General features: G+C 70.4%; 14 protein-coding genes. 6 read left to right on the top strand and 8 right to left on the bottom strand.

The genetic code is table 11. From position 1 onward, the window contains the following. Positions 1-16 precede the first annotated feature (16 nt). Positions 17-1,576 carry a tannase/feruloyl esterase family alpha/beta hydrolase gene (locus ACIO3S_RS09720; RefSeq protein ID WP_400462328.1) on the top strand — a complete coding sequence of 520 codons (1,560 nt, stop codon included), beginning with the start codon at positions 17-19 and terminating at the stop codon, positions 1,574-1,576. Positions 1,577-1,629: 53 nt separating this feature from the next. Here the strand turns inward: ACIO3S_RS09720 and ACIO3S_RS09715 are convergent, their stop codons facing one another. Continuing rightward, a complete protein-coding gene (locus tag ACIO3S_RS09715; RefSeq protein WP_400462325.1) occupies positions 1,630-2,742 on the bottom strand; it encodes a sterol desaturase family protein in 1,113 nt (370 codons plus the stop codon). A gap of 132 nt (positions 2,743-2,874) precedes the next feature. On the opposite strand from ACIO3S_RS09715, the gene ACIO3S_RS09710 reads away from it, so the two are divergent. Continuing rightward, on the top strand, positions 2,875-3,714 hold the full coding sequence (locus ACIO3S_RS09710) for a CPBP family intramembrane glutamic endopeptidase (RefSeq protein ID WP_400462322.1): 840 nt from the start codon (positions 2,875-2,877) through the stop codon (positions 3,712-3,714). A gap of 182 nt (positions 3,715-3,896) precedes the next feature. Continuing rightward, positions 3,897-6,209, top strand: a complete 2,313-nt coding sequence (locus ACIO3S_RS09705; protein WP_400462319.1) for an FdhF/YdeP family oxidoreductase — start codon at positions 3,897-3,899, stop codon at positions 6,207-6,209. Positions 6,210-6,234: 25 nt separating this feature from the next. On the opposite strand, the gene fdhD is transcribed toward ACIO3S_RS09705, so the two are convergent. From fdhD to ACIO3S_RS09685, 4 genes are read right to left on the bottom strand one after another with little or no spacing between them, the layout of a single operon-like run. Then, positions 6,235-7,071, bottom strand: coding sequence for a formate dehydrogenase accessory sulfurtransferase FdhD (fdhD, locus tag ACIO3S_RS09700; RefSeq protein ID WP_400462316.1), 837 nt, complete (start codon positions 7,069-7,071; stop codon positions 6,235-6,237). A gap of 1 nt (position 7,072) precedes the next feature. Then, a complete protein-coding gene (locus ACIO3S_RS09695) occupies positions 7,073-8,320 on the bottom strand; it encodes an MFS transporter (RefSeq protein WP_400462313.1) in 1,248 nt (415 codons plus the stop codon). A gap of 21 nt (positions 8,321-8,341) precedes the next feature. Beyond that, on the bottom strand, positions 8,342-9,310 hold the full coding sequence (locus tag ACIO3S_RS09690) for a Dyp-type peroxidase (RefSeq protein ID WP_400462311.1): 969 nt from the start codon (positions 9,308-9,310) through the stop codon (positions 8,342-8,344). A gap of 28 nt (positions 9,311-9,338) precedes the next feature. Continuing rightward, complete coding sequence (locus ACIO3S_RS09685) at positions 9,339-9,842, bottom strand: hypothetical protein (protein ID WP_400462309.1); 504 nt, start codon at positions 9,840-9,842, stop codon at positions 9,339-9,341. Between the two features lie 153 nt (positions 9,843-9,995). Here ACIO3S_RS09685 and ACIO3S_RS09680 point away from each other — a divergent pair, with 153 nt between their 5' ends. Beyond that, positions 9,996-10,646: a DUF1345 domain-containing protein gene (locus tag ACIO3S_RS09680; RefSeq protein WP_400462306.1), complete on the top strand. Its 651-nt coding sequence runs from the start codon at positions 9,996-9,998 to the stop codon at positions 10,644-10,646. Here the strand turns inward: ACIO3S_RS09680 and ACIO3S_RS09675 are convergent. Continuing rightward, complete coding sequence (locus ACIO3S_RS09675) at positions 10,615-11,877, bottom strand: PucR family transcriptional regulator (RefSeq protein WP_400462304.1); 1,263 nt, start codon at positions 11,875-11,877, stop codon at positions 10,615-10,617. The two genes, ACIO3S_RS09680 and ACIO3S_RS09675, sit on opposite strands and share 32 nt — an antisense overlap. Before the next feature lie 130 nt (positions 11,878-12,007). Here ACIO3S_RS09675 and ACIO3S_RS09670 point away from each other — a divergent pair, with 130 nt between their 5' ends. After that, complete coding sequence (locus ACIO3S_RS09670) at positions 12,008-12,922, top strand: hypothetical protein (RefSeq protein WP_400462301.1); 915 nt, start codon at positions 12,008-12,010, stop codon at positions 12,920-12,922. Positions 12,923-12,932: 10 nt separating this feature from the next. Here ACIO3S_RS09670 and ACIO3S_RS09665 read toward each other — a convergent pair whose 3' ends face one another. Further along, on the bottom strand, positions 12,933-13,334 hold the full coding sequence (locus ACIO3S_RS09665; RefSeq protein WP_400462298.1) for a TIGR03668 family PPOX class F420-dependent oxidoreductase: 402 nt from the start codon (positions 13,332-13,334) through the stop codon (positions 12,933-12,935). Between the two features lie 79 nt (positions 13,335-13,413). Between ACIO3S_RS09665 and ACIO3S_RS09660 the strand changes: the two genes are divergently transcribed. Then, positions 13,414-14,145, top strand: coding sequence for a hypothetical protein (locus ACIO3S_RS09660; RefSeq protein ID WP_400462295.1), 732 nt, complete (start codon positions 13,414-13,416; stop codon positions 14,143-14,145). On the opposite strand, the gene metH is transcribed toward ACIO3S_RS09660, so the two are convergent. After that, positions 14,127-17,831, bottom strand: coding sequence for a methionine synthase (metH, locus tag ACIO3S_RS09655; protein ID WP_400462292.1), 3,705 nt, complete (start codon positions 17,829-17,831; stop codon positions 14,127-14,129). The genes ACIO3S_RS09660 and metH overlap by 19 nt on opposite strands. Positions 17,832-17,974: the final 143 nt, after the last annotated feature.

Below are 17,974 nucleotides of genomic sequence, written 5' to 3'. Positions count from 1 at the left end.
GACGAGGAGAGAGACGATGAAGAGACTGCTGCTGGTAGCCGCCGGGCTGCCGTTGGCTGCTGCGCTGACGGCGGTGCACCCCGGCGCCGCCGCTGCCGAGAAGCCCCCGGCCGTGGCCGACAGCTGCGTGGCACCCGACCTCGTGTCGCCCCCGGACGCGCGGATCCTGTCGGTCAGCGCCGTACCGAAGCAGGGCGGCACCTTGACCTATCCGCCCCAGCCCGGAGCGACCGAGCCGCCCCCGCCGGTCACCGGTGTCCCGCCCTACTGCCAGGTGGACGTGACCCTCACCCACGGCTCGGCCGGCGACCGGGAGCTGATCCAGGTCTGGCTCCCCGCGACCGGCTGGAACGGCCGCTTCCAAGCTCTCGGAGGCAGCGGCTACCTCGGCGGCGACTTCGGCCCGAGCCTGCCGACCGCGGTCAAGGCCGGGTACGCCGTCGGCACGACCGATGCCGGTGCAACCCCGACCACCGGCTTCACCGCCGACTGGGCGCTCACCGACGACGGCCAGGTCAACAAGACGGTGCTGAAGAACTTCGCCGAGCGCGGACCGCACGAGCTGGCCGTCCTCGGCAAGGCGATCACGAAGGACTTCTACGGCCGCGCGGCGCACCACGCGTACTGGAACGGCTGCTCGACCGGCGGGCGCCAGGGCTACATGGAGGCCCAGCGACACCCGGGCGACTTCGACGGGATTCTCGCCAACGCCCCCGCGATCTCCTGGGACCGCTTCGCCGTCGGTGACCTGTGGCCGTACGTCGTGATGAACGAGGAGGACAACCACTTCGCGCCCTGCGAGCTCAACGCCTTCACCGCGGCCGCCACGGCCTCCTGCGACGGTGACGACGGGGTCGTCGACGGGATCGTCGGCAACTCGATCGCCTGCGACTTCGACGCGGCATCTCTGGTCGGCGAGAAGGTCCTGTGCGACGGCGAGGAGCTGACCATCTCCGCCCACGACGCGGCCGTGGTCGAGAAGATCTGGGACGGCCCACGGACTGCCGATGGGAAGCAACTGTGGTTCGGGCTGACCCCCACCGCCAACCTCGGCTACCTGGCCGGCCCGGCGCCGTTCCCGGTGGCGTCGTCATGGGTGCAGAACCTGCTGGAGAAGGACCCCACCTTCGACGTCTCCACCATCACCTACGCCGACTACGAGAGGCTGTTCGCTCAGTCGGTCGACGAGTACCACAAGGTCATCGGCAGCGACGACACCGATCTGTCGGGCCTGCGACGCTCCGGCGCCAAGCTGTTGACCTGGCACGGCGGTGACGACCAGCTCGTCCCGCTGGCGGGCACGCTGCGCTACCGCGAGAAGGTCGCCAGACGCTTCGGCGACATCGACGACTTCTACCGCGTCTTCGTCGCGCCCGGCGCCTCGCACTGCCAGGCCGGAGCCGGCCCCGCGCCGACGGACCCGCTGGGCGCCTTGGTCGCGTGGGTCGAGAACGGCCACGCCCCGACCACCCTGGCCGCGACCTCGGTGGCCCCCGACGGGACGACCACCGCGCGTGAGATCTGCCTCTACCCGAGGACCAGTCACCTCAGCGGTGACTCCTTCACCTGCCGCTGAACCTGGCCCGACGCCCGCGGACGGAGCGCCTGCTCCGTCCGCGGGCGGTCGCGTCAGTGGACGTACTCGTCGAAGGTTCGCGCTCCCAGGAACGGGGCGACGTGCTGGGCGAGGATCCCGACCGGGACGGTCTCGCGCTTGAGGACGCCGTACTCCTCGGGCCAACTGCCGTCGCGCGGCAGCTTGAAGGAGCCCATCAGCATGTCGATCACCGGCAGGTGGATGGCGTAGTTGCGGTCCCAGTAGTCGAGGTGCCGGGCGTGGTGCCAGTGGTGGTAGCGAGGCAGCACGATCAGATACTCGAGAAGGCCGAACCGGATGCCGAGGTTGGCGTGGGCGACGACCGCCTGGATGCCGACCAGCACGGCGTACGCGTTGACGACCGAGGTCGAGAAACCGAGGAACAGCAGCGGCAGCAGCACGATGCTGCGGGTCAGCACGGTCTCGACGAAGTGGACCCGGGAGCCGGCCAGCCAGTCGAGCTCGGGGCTGGAGTGGTGGACCGCGTGGAAGCGCCACAGCACCATGATCCGGTGGTAGCAGCGGTGCAGCACCGCCTGGGCGAGGTCGGCGAGGAAGACGGCGAGCAGGAAGGCCACGAGGAACGGCAGGCCGTCGATCCAGGCCTGTACGCCCGGCACCTTCACCGCCGCGACCACCAGCGACGTCGAGGTGGTGACCAGGATCAGGATGAGCTGGACCAGGACGTGGCTCATGAAGAAGTAGCAGGCGTCGGTGCGCCAGCCGGGCCGGAAGACCGGTAGCGGGCGGCGGGCGAAGGCGTGCTCGAGCGGGATGAAGACCAGCGCGGAGAAGAACAGGGCGAGGACGAACCAGTCGAGGCCGAGCGAGAACGGCGTGTCCTCGACCGGGCCGTCGAACGGAACATCGGTGCCGCCGAGGAGCACCGCGGCGGTCGCCGTCCCGACGCCGATGAAGGCCATCGGCTTGTGCTGGTCGCGCAGCACCGCGATGGTGCCGGCGAAGAAGGCGGCCGCGAGGCCGACGAGCAGCAGCGTACGCGCGAAGTCCTCGGTGTAGACGGCGCGGAACTCACGGGTGGTCAGCAGCTCCGGGAAGTGGAAGCAGAGCACCGTGGCCAGGCTCAGGACGCCCAGGAAGCACGAGGCGGCCGGTGCGAACAGGTGGTGGCGCAGCAGGGACATGGCTGCAGTCTTGTCACTGCCCGCCGGCCGCGCCTGAGCTCACGTACTCAAATGAGGCGGGCCCGTCGACGACGGCGTGCCGGCTCCCGCAGATGCGCCCCGGGTCTGGGAATCTCTGCGAGACTTCCACACATGGAAGAGAGTTCGTCGGACGCTGGGTTCTGGGAGCGCGCCGCCACCTGGAAGGCCGTGCTCTTCGTCGTGGCCTATCTCGCGTTCTACCTGGCCGTGGGCCAGGTCGTCGACCGGGTGTTCGCCGGCCGGATCGACGGCGACGACGTGCTGGCCGACCCCTCCAGCATCGTGTTCGGGCTCGCGCTCGCGATCGCCGTCGGCGCGATCGCGCTGCTGGTCTTCGCCGCCCGTGTCGGCTGGCTGGGCGCCGTCTTCGGGCCGCAGCTGATCCGTGGGCGAGCCTGGATGTGGGTCGCGCCGGCTCTGGTCGTCGCGGCCATCGTCGCCCACGTGATCGGCATCGACTGGGGCCGGTGGAGCGGAGGCCAGCTCGCCGCGCTCGCCTTCCTCGGCCTCTGTGTGGGCCTCGCCGAGGAGATCGCGACCCGGGGCATCGTGGTCAAGATCCTTCGCGACGCCGGACACGCGGAGGCCTTCGTCGCCGTCGGGTCCTCGCTGCTGTTCGCGCTGATGCACACCGTGAACCTCTTCTCGGGGATGTCGGCCACGACGGTCGCGGTGACGGTCGTCTACACCTTCGGGTTCGGCATGTGCATGTACCTCACCATGCGCGTCACCGGGACCATCTGGGCGGCGATCGTGCTGCACGCGCTCACCGACCCGACGACGATCCTGTCCGCCGGCGGCCTCGACGAGGCGGGCGCCGGCCAGGGCGGGGGAACCGCGATGATCGCCACGACGGTCACCGTCGTGCTGGTCGTGTTCGCTGTGGTCGCCGCCTTCCTCGTCCGTGGCACGGTGTCGCCCGCCGCCCGGGCCGAGATCTCCGGAGCCTGAGCCTCTGCTGCCGACTCGAGCGGCGGGAGCTTGTCGGCCCGCACCGTCGGCATTGTCTTGACGAACACGTTTGCCGTGGCTGACAGCTCACGGCTCGCCGCGAGGGATGCGTCCGGTTAGCGTCGACAACGGCGACGCCGAGCGGTGCGTCGAGCGGTCATGACACAGCACAGGAGGTCGAGATGGTCGACCAGGACGTACCCCAGACCCCAGTCACGGGAGAGGGGCCCGTGCCCACCGGTGGGTGGAAGCAACGCGACTACCACCATCCGGCGGCTGGGTGGGGCGCGGCGACCTCGGTCATGAAGGTGCTCTCGCGCGAGCACGCCATCGCCTCCGGGACCCGGGCGATGTTCAAGATGAACCACGAGAACGACGGATTCGACTGTCCCGGCTGCGCCTGGCCCGACGACCGGAAGGGCCTCAAGCTCGACCTGTGTGAGAACGGGATGAAGCACGTCGTCTGGGAGATGACGCGCAAGCGCGTGGACCGCGACTTCTTCGCCGCACACACGGTCTCGGAGCTGGTGACCTGGTCCGACTTCGAACTCGAGGACCAGGGTCGGCTGACCGAGCCGATGGTCTACGACGAGGCAAGCGACCGCTACGTCCCGATCAGCTGGGCCGACGCGTTCGCGCTGGTCGGGGACTCGCTGCGGGCTCTCGACAACCCCGACAAGGCAGCCTTCTACACCTCGGGTCGACTCGGTAACGAGGCCACGTTCCTCTATCAGCTGTGGGCGCGCGAGTTCGGCACCAACAACCTGCCCGACTGCTCCAACATGTGCCACGAGGCCTCGGGGCGAGCCCTCACAGCGGCGCTCGGCACCGGCAAGGGCACTGCGGACCTCGAAGACTGGGAGACCGCCGAGGCGCTCTTCATCTTGGGCGTCAACGCCGCTTCCAACGCTCCCCGAATGCTCACCGCGCTGACCGAGGCGTACGACCGCGGTGCCCAGATCGTGCACATCAACCCGCTGGTCGAGGCAGCCGCCCGCAAGGCGATCATCCCGCACGAGTTCGTCGACATGGCGCTCTTCAAGGCCACTCGCACCAGCACCCTCAACCTGCAGGTCCGCCCCGGTGGCGACCTCGCTCTGCTGCGCGGGATGGCCAAGGCGCTCCTCGAGGAGCACCGCACCGACCCGAAGGCGCTCGACATCGAGTTCATCGAGCGCTACACCTCGGGATTCGAGGCCTACCGATCCCTGGTCGAGGCGACCTCCTGGGCCGACCTCACCCACCAGGCGGGGCTCAGCGAGGCCGACATCCGCAAGGCCGCCGCCGTCTACTCCGCCTCCGACCGTACGCTGATCAGCTGGTGTCTCGGCGTGACCCAGCACGAGCACGGCGTCGACACGGTGCGCGAGATCGTCAACGTCCTCCTCCTGCGCGGCAACCTCGGCCGCGAGGGAGCCGGCCCCTCTCCCGTACGCGGCCACAGCAACGTCCAGGGCAACCGCACCTGCGGCATCGATCACAAGCCGACTTCCGCGTTCCTCGACCGGCTCAGCGAGGTCTGCGGCATCACCCCGCCGCGGGAGCACGGCCTCGACACCGTCGGCGTCATCAGGGCCATGAACGAGGGCGACGTCAAGGTCTTCGTCGGCATGGGTGGCAACTTCGTCATGGCCGCCCCCGACACCGTCTACACCGCCAGCGGCCTGCGCAACTGCGACCTGACCGTCCAGGTGAGCACCAAGCTCAACCGCAGCCACCTCGTCCACGGCCGCAAGGCGCTAATCCTCCCCTGCCTGGGCCGCACCGAGAAGGACCACCAGGCCGGCGGCCTCCAGGAGACCTCCGTCGAGGACTCGATGAGCATGGTCCATCTCTCCCGCGGGATGAAGCGACCCGCCTCACCCCACCTCCTCAGCGAGCCCGCGATCATCGCCGGCATGGCGCGGGCGACCCTCCCCGCAAGCACCAGCCCGTGGGAATCGTGGATCGAGGACTACGACCGGATCCGCGACGTGATGGCCAAAGCCCTGATCGGCTTCGAGGACTTCAACCGCCGGGTCCGCCTCCCGCTCGGGTTCCGGCTCAAGCAACCCGCGCGCGAGCTGGTCTTCCACACGCCCTCGGGCCGGGCGGAGTTCTCTGCTGTGCCGCTCCCCGACGTGATCCCGGCCGACGACGACGTCCTCGTGCTGCAGACGATGCGCTCCCACGACCAGTGGAACACCACGATCTACTCCGACGACGACCGCTACCGGGGCATCAAGAACCTGCGTACGTTGGTCCTGATGCACGAGGACGACATGCGCTCGCGAGGCATCGAGGAGGGCTCGCTGGTCGACATCGTCGCCACCGCCAAGGACGGCAGCGTCCGGTCGCTCCGCGGCTACCGTGCCCTTCGCTACGACCTCCCACGCGGCAGCGCCGCGGGCTACATGCCGGAGATGAACGTGCTGATCGGGGCCAGCGACTACAGCGTGCAGAGCGACCAGCCGCTGATGAAGAACGTGAAGGTGAGGGTGACTCCCGCGGGCTGACGCCCGGCCCTGCTGGTCGACACGCTCAGCCGACGGGAACGGCCTCGATCCGGTCGGTGCCTGCGTAGATGTTCATCGAGGACCCGCGCAGGAAGCCGACCAGGGTCAGGCCGTTGTCGTCGGCGAGGTCGACGGCGAGCGAGGAGGGGGCCGAGACGGCAGCGAGCAGTGGGATGCCGGCCATCACGGCCTTCTGGACGAGTTCGAACGATGCCCGGCCGCTCACCATGAGCATGCTGTTGCGCAGCGGCACCAGACCCTCGCGCAGCGCGTGCCCGATGACCTTGTCGACGGCGTTGTGGCGACCGACGTCCTCACGCACGCAGAGCAGGTTGCCCTCCGCGTCGAAGAGCCCGGCCGCGTGCAGGCCGCCGGTGCTGTCGAAGACGCGCTGCGCCTCCCGCAGCCGCTCCGGCAGGATCGTGAGGAGCTCCGGGGTGACGCGCAGGGTGTCCTCCGCGACAGACCAGGCCGAGGACGTACGCACCGCCTCGAGGGACGCCTTCCCGCACAGTCCGCACGAGGAGGTCGTGTAGAAGCTGCGCTCCAGCGACGCGTCCGGCGGCGGGACGTGCGCGGCCAGGCCGACGTCGACCACGTTGTAGGTGTTGCCGCCGTCGGCGGTCGCGCCGGCGCAGTAGCGGACGCTCGCTACGTCGTCGGCCGAGTGCACGACGCCCTCGCTGACCAGGAAGCCGACGGCCAGGTCGAAGTCGCCCCCGGGCGTACGCATCGTGACGGTCAGCGGTCGCCCGTTGACCCTGATCTCCATCGGTTCCTCGGCGGCCAGCTTGTCCGGCCGTCGCGAGATGACGCCGTCGCGGACCCGGAGCACGGGTCGTCCGACTGTCACTCTTCCCATGTCAGCTCCTGGTGTGTGGGGTCGGTTCGTGAGGGTCCTGGTGGGCGTGCCGCGCGGCGTGCACAGCCGCGCCCATGAGCAGTATGAAGCCGACCAGGGCCAGGCCCGCCAAGAGTTCAGGGTAGGTCGCGGACCTCGCCATGACCGCCAGCAGCAGCGGCGCCAGGAAACCGCTGTGGGCCACGCCCTGGAACAGTGCCGACACCGTCGGCAGCGCGCCGGGTGGCGCGAGGCGCCCGATCTCGGCCAGCCCCGACTCCAGGGTCAGGCCGTAGCCAGCGCCGAGGAAGACAGCTGCGGCCAGGACCAGGAGCGGGGAGGCCTCCTCGATGGCCAGGGCGCCGAGCAGGAGCCCGATGACCACGGTACCCATCGCGACGAGGGTCGCCCGGGCGCTTCCGGGACGGTCGATCTTCGCCGCCAACGGCTGCACCGCCAGCCCGACCAGCAACGTGACCGCCGCGACCAGGCCGCTGAACAGCGGCGCGTGGTCGCGGACCCGGTCGAGCACGAACGGCGGGAGGACCACGTAGGAGACCGTGACCGCCGCGAAGATCGCCGGGCTGGCGGGCAGCACGATCCCGACGAACCGCGGATGGGTGATGGCGGACCAGCGGTCGCCCGCCGGAGCGGCGGGCGGTGGCCCGGGTATCGAGCACATCTCCGGGATCCGGGCGGTCAGCGCGAGCACCAGCAACGCGAAGCCGCCGTGCACCAGGCACGGCACCACGGACGAAGCCGGGAGCCAGGCGGCGAGGGTCCCCGCGAGCAGCGGTCCGAGGGCGAAGCCGGCGCCGGTGGCGTACACCGCGAAGCGGGCACCGCGGTCGGCGCCTGGCGAGAGCGCGCGCAGCCACGCGGCACCGGCCGAGACGATCAGCCCGGCCGCGACCCCGGTCGCCAGCCGGCTCGCGACGACGATCTCGCCGGACACCTCGGCGAGCGCGAGCGCGAGGCTCCCGGCGGCGGTGATGGCCAGGGCGATGCGTACGACCCGCCGGTGGCCGAACCTGTCGGCCGTCCGGCAGCCGAGGAGAAGGGCCGGGACCAGACCGGCGAGGTAGACGGTGAACACCTCGACGACCGACATCGTCGACCAGCCCGCCTCGAGCCGGTAGACCACCGACAGCGGCGTGAACTGGTTGGCGCCCCAGCCCGCCGCCACCAGCGCCGCCGCGACCAGGGCGCGGTCGGTGCGCGCCCCCGGCGACGCCGTGTTCGCCTCCGGCACTCCCTCGATCGCACTCACCGCGGCCACGTCATCATCCGCTCAGGCCCGGGTGCGGGCGAGGAAGGGCTCGGGATCCTCGAGGAACGCCGCGGGCGGGACGAAGAAGAGGCATCCGGTGACGGCCGTGGAGAAGTCGAGGATCCGGTCGTGCCGGCCGGGCGTGCGTCCCAGGAACATGTTGCGCAGCATCTCCTCGGTCACGCCCGGGTCGGCGGCGTAGCCGATGAAGTACGTCCCGAACTCCCCCGTGCCCACCGAGCCGAACGGCATGTTGTCGCGCACGATCGCGCGTTCGGTGCCGTCGGGATCGGTGATGGTGTTGAGCGCGACGTGGGAGTCGTCGGGCTTGACCGAGTCGGCCAGCTCGATGTCGCTGAGCTTCTTGCGGCCGACGACCAGCTCCTGCTCCTCGACCGAGAGCTTCTCCCAGGCGTCCAGGTCGTGGAGGTACTTCTGGACGATGACGTAGCTGGCCCCTGCGTATCTCTCGTCGGGGTCGGTCTCGCCGTAGCCGACCAGCGCCGCCGGACCGGACTCGGCCGCCGCCGTGGGGCTCTCGGTGCCGTCGACGAAGCCGAGCAGGTCACGCTCGTCCCAGTAGCGGAAGCCGTGGACCTCGTCGACGCAGTCGACGAGCCCGTCGAAGCGCACCATCAGCTGGCGGCCCAGCTCGAAGCAGAGATCGGGCCTGCCGGCACGTAGGTGGAAGAGCAGGTCGCCGGGCGTGGCCACGGCCACGTGCTTCTCCCCCGTCAGCGGCCGGAACGGGTGCAGCCCGTCCGGGCGCGGGGCGGCGTACAACCGGTCCCAGGCTTCCGCCCCGATGCCGACCACACAGCTGAGCGCCGCCTCGGGGATACGGAAGCCGATCGCGCGGGTGACCGCGGCGACGTCCGCGAGCGAATCGCGGGCCTCCTGCTCCTTCCCCTCCCTGACCGTCACGGTGAGGAAGATGGCCGCCTTCGCGGGTGGTGCCAGTACGTCCTGTGCCCGGTCCTGCGGCGTCACCTGGGTCTCCTGCCTTCTCGCATCTCGGTCATGCCTGAGGGGCGCAGCCGCGGCGGCCGTCCCGCTCCAGGGCCCGCGCCCGGACGCCGGCATCGCAGCAGAAGCCGCGGCCGGTGCGCTTGAGGCAGAGGAGTCCGACGCACCGGCCGTCGTCGACCACCGCGAGCCGGCGGACGTCGACAGCTGTCATCCATGTCCAGGTCGACCACAGGTCCGCCCCCGAGCCGACCGTCCGGCCCGAAAGGGTCCCGAGCGCCGTCACCGGGTCGTCGTCGCGCACCTCGGTGAGGTCCTGCCGCTCGATGACCGTCAGGAGCCTGTCGCCGTCAGTCACCAGCGCGGCATGGACGTGGTCGTCGAAGAAGAGCTCACGTACGTCGCGACCGGTCGCCGTAGCCGGGAGCAGCTTCGGCCTGCGGACCATGGCGTCGGCCACGGTCGCCTCGCCGGGCGCATACGCGAGCCGCCCGCCGCCGAACTCGACCCCACCCTCGTTGCGGGTGGTCGACTCCTCGATCCTGCTGAGGGGCACCTGTCCTCTTCTCGTTCGCGTTCTCGTTCGCACTGCCGGTCCTGGTGGACACCACGGTACGCCGCGCTCCCCGTCCTCGTCGCCACTCACCCGCGGTCGCTGTCCGCACGCACACCGACCACTGTGACCGGCGACGACGGGTAGCCTGCAGGCGTGAGTCGGACGAGTTCGCACACTCCTCTCCCCTCGGCCGCCGGGGTGCGGCTGGCCGGCTCGCTGCTGGCCGGCGCGACGATGGCCGCGGCCGGCGTACTCCTGGTCGACGCCCAGATCGGCACCCTTCTCGGGGTGGCGGTCCTCCATGCGGCGTTCGTCGCCTCCGGCTGGATCGCGCTGTGGCCGCTCGATGCCGACACGACCCGCGCCAACACCCGCCGCGAGGACTTCCGGCCCGCGACCGAGGAGCTCGTCGTGGTCGCCATCTCACTGTGCGGGCTGCTCGGGATCGTGATGCTCCTCGTGGTCGGCCATTCCGCCCAGGGGCGCCTCGCCGCCGCGGTCGCGCTCGTCGGCGTCTTCCTGGCCTGGGCGAGCCTGCACCTGATGTACGCCGCGCGCTACGCGCACCTCTACTACGCCGACGACGCGGGCGGGATCGACTTCAACTCCGACGACAAGCCCGCCTACCGGGACTTCTTCTACTTCAGCTACAACCTCGGGATGACCTACCAGGTCTCCGACACCTCGGTGAACAGCTCGCGGATCCGCTCCGTCGTGCTGAGGCACACCCTGCTCTCCTACGTCTTCGGTGCGGTCGTGCTGGCGAGCACGATCAACCTGGTGGCCGGGATCGCAGCGGGCTGACGCCCGGCCGCTTCCGCGCGTGGGTCGCCCACAGCTCGGTCGCCGAGGCCACCCGCAGGGCGTAGGCGGCAGCCGCCAGCTCGGCGACGTCCATCGGCTCGGCCAGCGACCGGCCGGTCAGCTCCTGGATCCGGCGCAGCCGGTTGCGGACCGTGTTGGGGTGGCAGTAGAGCAGGGTGGCGGCGCGCTCGGCGGAGCCGGACTGCTCCAGGTACATGTCGAGGGTCTCGAGCAGGAGCTCACGGTCCTCGGACGGCTGCCGCAGCACCTCCCCCAAGACGTTCTCCGCGAGCCGGCGGCCCTCTGCGGGCTCGTAGACCACCAGCGCGGCCAGCGGGCTGTGGTCGAAGGCCCGCAGCCCCGCGGTGCCCGGCTCCAGCCCAGCCAGCGCGGCTCGCGCCAGGCGCAGCGCGCGCGGGGTCTCCGGGAGCGAGGCGTAGGGCGGGCTCACGCCGGTGCGAGCGTCCGCGAAGCCCCGCAGCGTCTCCAGGACCTCCTCCTCCCGTTCCTCGGGGAACGAGACGATGCCGAGCTGCTGTGCCGGTGTCAGCCGCCATCCGGAGACGAAGCCCTGATCGGCGAGGCGCTGCTCGACGTTGACCAGGCTCTCCTTGGCTAGCCCGTTGGTCTCGGCGGCGACCACGATCAGCAGCGCGTCGGCAGGGAAGCCGAGCAGGGCCGCCGCCTCCCAGGGACCCGACTCGGGACCGGGACGCCCGGTGAGCACCGCCTCGACGACCGCCGAGCGTCGTCGCTGCTCGGCGAGCATCAGCTCGGCCGTGGTCGCCCGGTAGGCCTCCGTCAGGACGACGGCGTGCTCGTCGGTGAAGCGCCAGATGACGCCGGCAGTGTCGATCAGGGCATCGGTCAGCGCCGGCTGACGGCTGCCCTGCACGTGCTCGACCAGGGCGTCCCAGAGCGCGGCGAAGCAGATCCGGTAGGCCCGCAGCACCTCCGGTAGCGGAACTCCCTGCTTCGCTCGGCGACGACCCGTGCGGGCGGAGGCCTCCAGGTCGAGCTGGGCCTGCGGGTCGCCGATCGCGGCGACCACCGAGCGGAGGTTGTGGGCGAAGGACTGCCGCAGCTCGTCGAGCGAGACCAGCCCGCTCTCCCGGTCGCGGTAGTAGGTCGCGATCCGGTCGGCGACCTGGGCGCACGCCTCGTCGGCGAGCCGGGCGATGTTCTGCTCCGCCCAGGCCGCGAGCCGGGCTCGCCCGTCCTGTCGTGTCACACGCTCTCTCCTTCGCCGGTCCCGGGACCATCCTGTCATCAGCAGGGTGCCACCAGTTGGGCCGTCGACTCGGCACGGCATCGCCCAGCCACGTACGATCTGCCTACCTACGACTGGGGCCGGAGGTTCCGTGAACGAGATCCAGCTCAGCGACCTGAGTCTTGGACGCCATATCGCCGAGGGCTCTCAGGGCCGCATCATCGAGCTGGCCGACCACCCCGGGACGGTCGCGAAGCTGTACCGCACCCGAGAGCTCGGGCTCGTGGACGGCCGTGCCCTGGCGGAGCTGGTACGGATCCGCGGGCTCGTCGAGAGCGAGGGCCTGCAGGTGGATCACTTCGCCGCCTGGCCGCACACGGTCGTGCTCGACGGGCTGCGCACCGCCGGCTTCCTGATGCAGCGGGTCCACGAGCCGTTCCTGGCCGGGTTCGGTCCCGCCACCGCGCTCGCGGAGCTGGGCCTGCTCGTGGACACGGGTGACGTACGCAGCCCCGGGATCTACGAGCGGGTGCTGCTGATGCGGGCGCTGGCCGCGGTGATGGACGCGCTGCACCGGCAGGGGCTCGTCCTCGGCGACCTCTCGCCGCGCAACATCGCCTGGTCGGTGACGCCGGTCCCCCGGGTGATGCTGCTCGACTGCGACGGGATCCGACCGGCCGGCGAGGACGGCGTACTGCCGCCCGCCGACACCCGCGGCTGGGAGGACCCCACCAACCTGGGCATGCCGCCGACCGCCGACAGCGACCGCTTCAAGCTGGCCCTCACGATCGCCCGCGTGCTCACCGGCGACCGCAACGCCGCCCCCGCGCTCCGGCCCGACCTGACCTTCGCCGGCGAGGCCGGCATCCTGGTCGGTCCGCTGACCCGGCTGATGGACCAGGCCGCCGGTCCTCCCGGGCTGCGCCCGACCGCGTCGCAGTGGGCCACCGTCCTGGACGTACGCAGTCCCTGGGCCGGTACGGCCCCGCCGGCGCCTCCGGCGATGCGCTCCCGCGGTCCGTCTCCCAGCGGGGAGATCCTGCGCCCCTTCCGACGCTCGCGCTGATCCCGAGGTCTCAGGTCGCCGACCAGCCGGACCACCGGGTGACCTCGATGACGATCACCGGCCCGGACGGCGGCTGGGCGCGGTAGTCAGCGTATTTCGCGACCAGCGGGTCGAGGTCGTAGGACGTGTGCACCCGCGCGACGCCGTCGGCACGTGCCCACCACAGCTGCGACCAGTCGTCGTCGTAGGCGTCGACCAGGAGCGACACCGCCGGGTTCGCCGCGATGTCCTCGAGCCGCCGCAGCCGGGTGGTCGACTTGGGCTTGTGGTCGACCGCGGTGAGGATCACGTCCCCCACCAGGGCGAACACGATCGGCACGATCCGGGGCACGGCATCGGCCGAGACCGTCGCCAGCCGTGCCACCCGGGCGGCGGCGAACCGCTCCCTGGCCCACTCCTCCTCGTGTCGCACCGTCCGAGCCTATCCGCGGTCGGCGAGTGCGGCCGGGAGACGGATACGGTGTCCCGCATGGCTCCCGATCTCCCGTCTCGTGCTGCCTGCTGAGGCCGAGCGGCTGCTCACCGTCGACCTGGTCGAGTGGCTCGCCGACCTGGTCGATCCGGCGCTGCTCCGGCAGGAGTCGCCGAAGGCGCGGCTGCAGGGCCTGCGCAGCGCGGTCGTCCACCGGATCGGGGTCAACGAGGCCTCAGCGCTGCTGCACTTCCGCGACGGGCTCGAGCACAACCCGCTGCCGCTGCGCGACCAGGACGGGCTGCGGCTGGTCCTGGTCACCAGCCGCGGCGAGGACCTGGCCGTCGACGACGTCGAGTTCGCCGACTGGAGCCGCGACGACGACTGCCAGCGCTGCCGGACGGCGTTGGAGAGCTGGGCGCCGCCCGCCTTCGACAACGGTTCACGGATCACATCCGTCGGCGGTCTGCACATCGCCTACGACCACGCCGACCGCGCCGGCATGGAGCCCGAGGAGCTCCTGGCCCGGCTCCGGCCCGCGGTCGCCGAGGCCAATGCCGCCCTCGGCACCTGGGACGCCTCGACGGTCGGCGCGTACTGGTACCCGGCCACCGAGACCTGGGCCCACGTCATCCCGCTGAGGCTCGACCGGGAGCGCGACCCGGTGGCGGGTGTGCTCACCCGCCACCCGGACGGCTACCACCTCGTCACGATCCTGACGCGGCGTACCGCGTTCTGGAACGTGGTCAGCGTCGGTCAGGTCCCGCCGGCGTGGCTGGACAACCCCGAGGATCAGTCCTCCGGGTCGTAGCCCAGGTTCGGCGACAGCCAGCGCTCGGCCTCGGTCATCGTCCAGCCCTTGCGCCGGGCGTAGTCGGCGACCTGGTCCTGACCGATACGGCCGACGACGAAGTACTGCGAGTCGGGGTGGCCGTAGTAGAGGCCCGAGACCGACGCGCCCGGCCACATCGCCATCGACTCGGTGAGCTCGATGCCGGTGTTCTTCTCGACGTCGAGGAGAGACCAGATGGTCTGCTTCTCGGTGTGGTCGGGGCAGGCCGGGTAGCCCGGAGCGGGGCGGATGCCGGAGTACTTCTCGGCGATCAGGTCCTCGTTCGGAAGCTTGCCCTCGTCGGCGGCGTAACCCCAGAACTCGGTGCGTACGCGCTCGTGGAGCCGCTCCGCGAACGCCTCGGCAAGGCGGTCGGCGAGAGCCTCCAGCAGGATCGCGGAGTAGTCGTCGATGGCGTCCTTGAACGCCTTGACCCGCTCGGGCAGTCCGATCCCGGCGGTCACCGCGAAGGCACCGACGTGGTCGGCCCCCTCGCCGACCGGCGCGACGAAGTCGGCCATCGACTTGTTGGAGATCCCGTCGCGGTGCTGGCCCTGCTGACGCAGCTGGAACAGCGTGGCGCGCTCCTCGGTGCGCGAGTCGTCGGCGTAGACGACCACGTCCTCACCGGTCGAGTTCGCCGGGAAGAGGCCGTAGACGCCGCGCGCCTCGAGCCACTTCTCCTCGATGATCTTGTCGAGCATCTCCTGCGCGTCGTCGTAGAGCTTGCGCGCGGCCTCGCCGGTGGCCGGGTTGTTGAGGATGTCGGGGAAGCGCCCCTTCATCTCCCACGCGTTGAAGAACGGCTGCCAGTCGATGTAGTCCCGCAGCTCCGCGATCGGGTATTCCAGCAACGTGTGCACGCCGGGCTGCGCCGGCTTCGCCGGCAGCAGCGAGTAGTCGATCTCGGGCTTGTTGGCCTTCGCCTGGACGTACGTCAGGGACACCCGCTCGCGCCGCTCGGCGTGCCGTGCGCGCAGCGAGTCGTAGTCGACCTTGACCTCGGCCATCAGCTTCTCGCGCCGGCCGGCGTCGAGGAGGGCTGCCGCGGTCGGCACCGAGCGGGAGGCGTCCTTGACCCAGACGACGGGGCCGTCGTAGGCCTTGTCGATCTTGACCGCGGTGTGGGCCCGTGAGGTGGTGGCTCCGCCGATGAGCAGCGGCAGGTCGAGCCCGACCCGCTGCATCTCTGTCGCGAAGCCGACCATCTCGTCCAGCGACGGCGTGATCAGGCCGGAGAGGCCGATGATGTCGGCGTCGTGCTCCTTGGCGGCGTCCAGGATCTTCTGCGCAGGCACCATCACGCCGAGGTCGATCACGTCGTAGTTGTTGCACTGCAGCACCACGCCGACGATGTTCTTGCCGATGTCGTGGACGTCGCCCTTGACGGTGGCCATGATGATCGTGCCGTTGGTGGTCTCGGCGTCGCCCGGCTTCTTCTCGGCCTCGATGAACGGGATCAGGTAGGCGACCGCCTTCTTCATCACCCGAGCGCTCTTGACCACCTGCGGCAGGAACATCTTGCCGGCACCGAACAGGTCGCCAACGACGTTCATGCCGTCCATCAGCGGTCCCTCGATGACCTCGATCGGACGGCCGCCACGAGCCGAGATCTCGGCGCGGAGTTCCTCGGTGTCGGCCTCGACGTAGGCATCCAGGCCCTTGACCAGCGCGTGGGTGATCCGCTCGCCGACCGGCAGCTCGCGCCAGGCCTCGGCCTTGGCCTCCGCCTCGGGTGAGTCCTTGTTGTACTTCGAGGCGATCTCGAGCAGCCGCTCGGCGGCGTCGGCGCGCCGGTTGAGCACGACGTCCTCGATCCGGTCCCGCAGCTCGGGGTCGACCTCGGAGTAGGGCACCAGCGCGCCGGCGTTGACGATGCCCATGTCCAGGCCCGCCTCGATCGCGTGGTAGAGGAAGACCGCGTGGATCGCCTCACGCACGGGGTTGTTGCCGCGGAAGGAGAAGCTCACGTTGGAGATGCCGCCGGAGACCTTCGCCCCGGGAAGGTTCTGCTTGATCCAGCGAACCGCCTCGATGAAGTCCACGCCGTACGTCGCGTGCTCCTCGATCCCGGTCGCGACCGCGAACACGTTCGGGTCGAAGATGATGTCGTCGGGGTCGAAGCCGACCTCGTCGACGAGGATCCGGTAGGCCCGCTCGCACACCGCGATCCGGCGCTCGTAGGAGTCGGCCTGGCCGTCCTCGTCGAAGGCCATCACGACCGCGGCAGCGCCGTAGCGCTTGCACAGCTCGGCGTGCTCGACGAAGGACTCCACGCCCTCCTTGAGCGAGATCGAGTTGACGATCGGCTTGCCCTGGACGAGCTTGAGGCCAGCCTCGATGACCTCCCACTTGGAGGAGTCGATCATGATCGGGACCCGGGAGATGTCGGGTTCGGAGGCGACCAGGGTCAGGAACCGGGTCATCGCCGCGACCCCGTCGATCATGCCCTCGTCCATGTTGACGTCGATGACCTGGGCGCCGTTCTCGACCTGCTGCGCCGCCACGGAGAGCGCGGTGTCGAAGTCGCCGGCCTTGATCAGGTTGCGGAACTTCGCCGACCCGGTGATGTTGGTCCGCTCCCCCACGTTGACGAAGAGGCTCTCCTCGGTCACGGTGAACGGCTCCAGGCCGGAGAGCCGCAGCGCGGGCTCGACCTCGGGGACGTCGCGGGGCGCGACCCCCTCGACCTGCTTGGCGATCTCCGCGATGTGTGCCGGCGTGGTGCCGCAGCAGCCGCCGACCAGGTTCACGAACCCGGCGGTGGCGAACTCGTGGACGTGGCCGGCGGTGTCCGTGGGGCCCTCGTCGTACTCGCCGAAGGCGTTCGGGAGCCCCGCGTTGGGGTAGCAGGAGACGAAGGCGTCCGCGACGCGGGCGAGCTCGGCGATGTAGGGGCGCATCTCCTGGGCGCCGAGCGCACAGTTGAGGCCGACCAGGAGCGGGTCGGCGTGGCGTACGGAATCCCAGAACGCCTCGGTGACCTGCCCCGACAGGGTGCGACCGCTGGCGTCGGTGATCGTCCCGGAGATCACGACCGGCCAGCGGCGGCCGTACTCCTCGAAGACCTGCTGGACGGCGAAGATCGCCGCCTTGGCGTTGAGGGTGTCGAAGATCGTCTCGATGAAGATCAGGTCCGAGCCGCCCTCGAGGAGCGCGCGGGTCGCGTCGGCGTAGGCGTCGCGGAGCTGCTCGTAGGTGACGTTGCGGGCGCCGGGGTCGTTCACGTCCGGGCTGATCGAGGCCGTACGCGTCGTCGGGCCGAGCGCGCCGGCGACGTAGCGCGGCTTCTCGGGGGTCGAGTAGATGTCTGCGGCCGCACGAGCCAGGCGCGCCGCCTCGAAGTTGATCTCGTAGGCGAGGTCGGCCAGGTCGTAGTCGCTCAGCGAGACCGCGTTGGCGTTGAAGGTGTTGGTCTCGATGATGTCGGCGCCGGCCTCGAGGTATTCGCGGTGGATGCCCTCGATAATCTGCGGCTGGGTCAGGTTGAGCAGGTCGTTGTTGCCGATGAGGTCGGTGGGCCAGTCCTTGAACCGCTCGCCGCGATAGCCGGCCTCGTCGGGACGGTCACGTTGGATCGCAGTGCCCATCGCACCGTCGAGCACCATGATCCGCTCCTTCAGGGTGGCGGTCAGGGTCTCGGTGACATCAGGGCGCAGACTCACTCTTGTTTCCTCTCCCGGGCGGGCACGGTGGTGTGCACGGCTTTGCCTGAAACACGCTACGGCGTAGGTGCCCGGGCTATGCCATTTCATTCCGAATCCTGACACCGGCAGTCCACCAGGTGGGAATTGAGAAGGTGTACGCA

Origin of the sequence: Nocardioides sp. NPDC087217 (assembly GCF_044744805.1) — a bacterium.
Classification (GTDB): Bacteria; Actinomycetota; Actinomycetes; order Propionibacteriales; family Nocardioidaceae; genus Nocardioides.
Note: the sequence above shows the minus strand (reverse complement) of the source record. Positions and strands in the feature narration are given on the sequence as shown.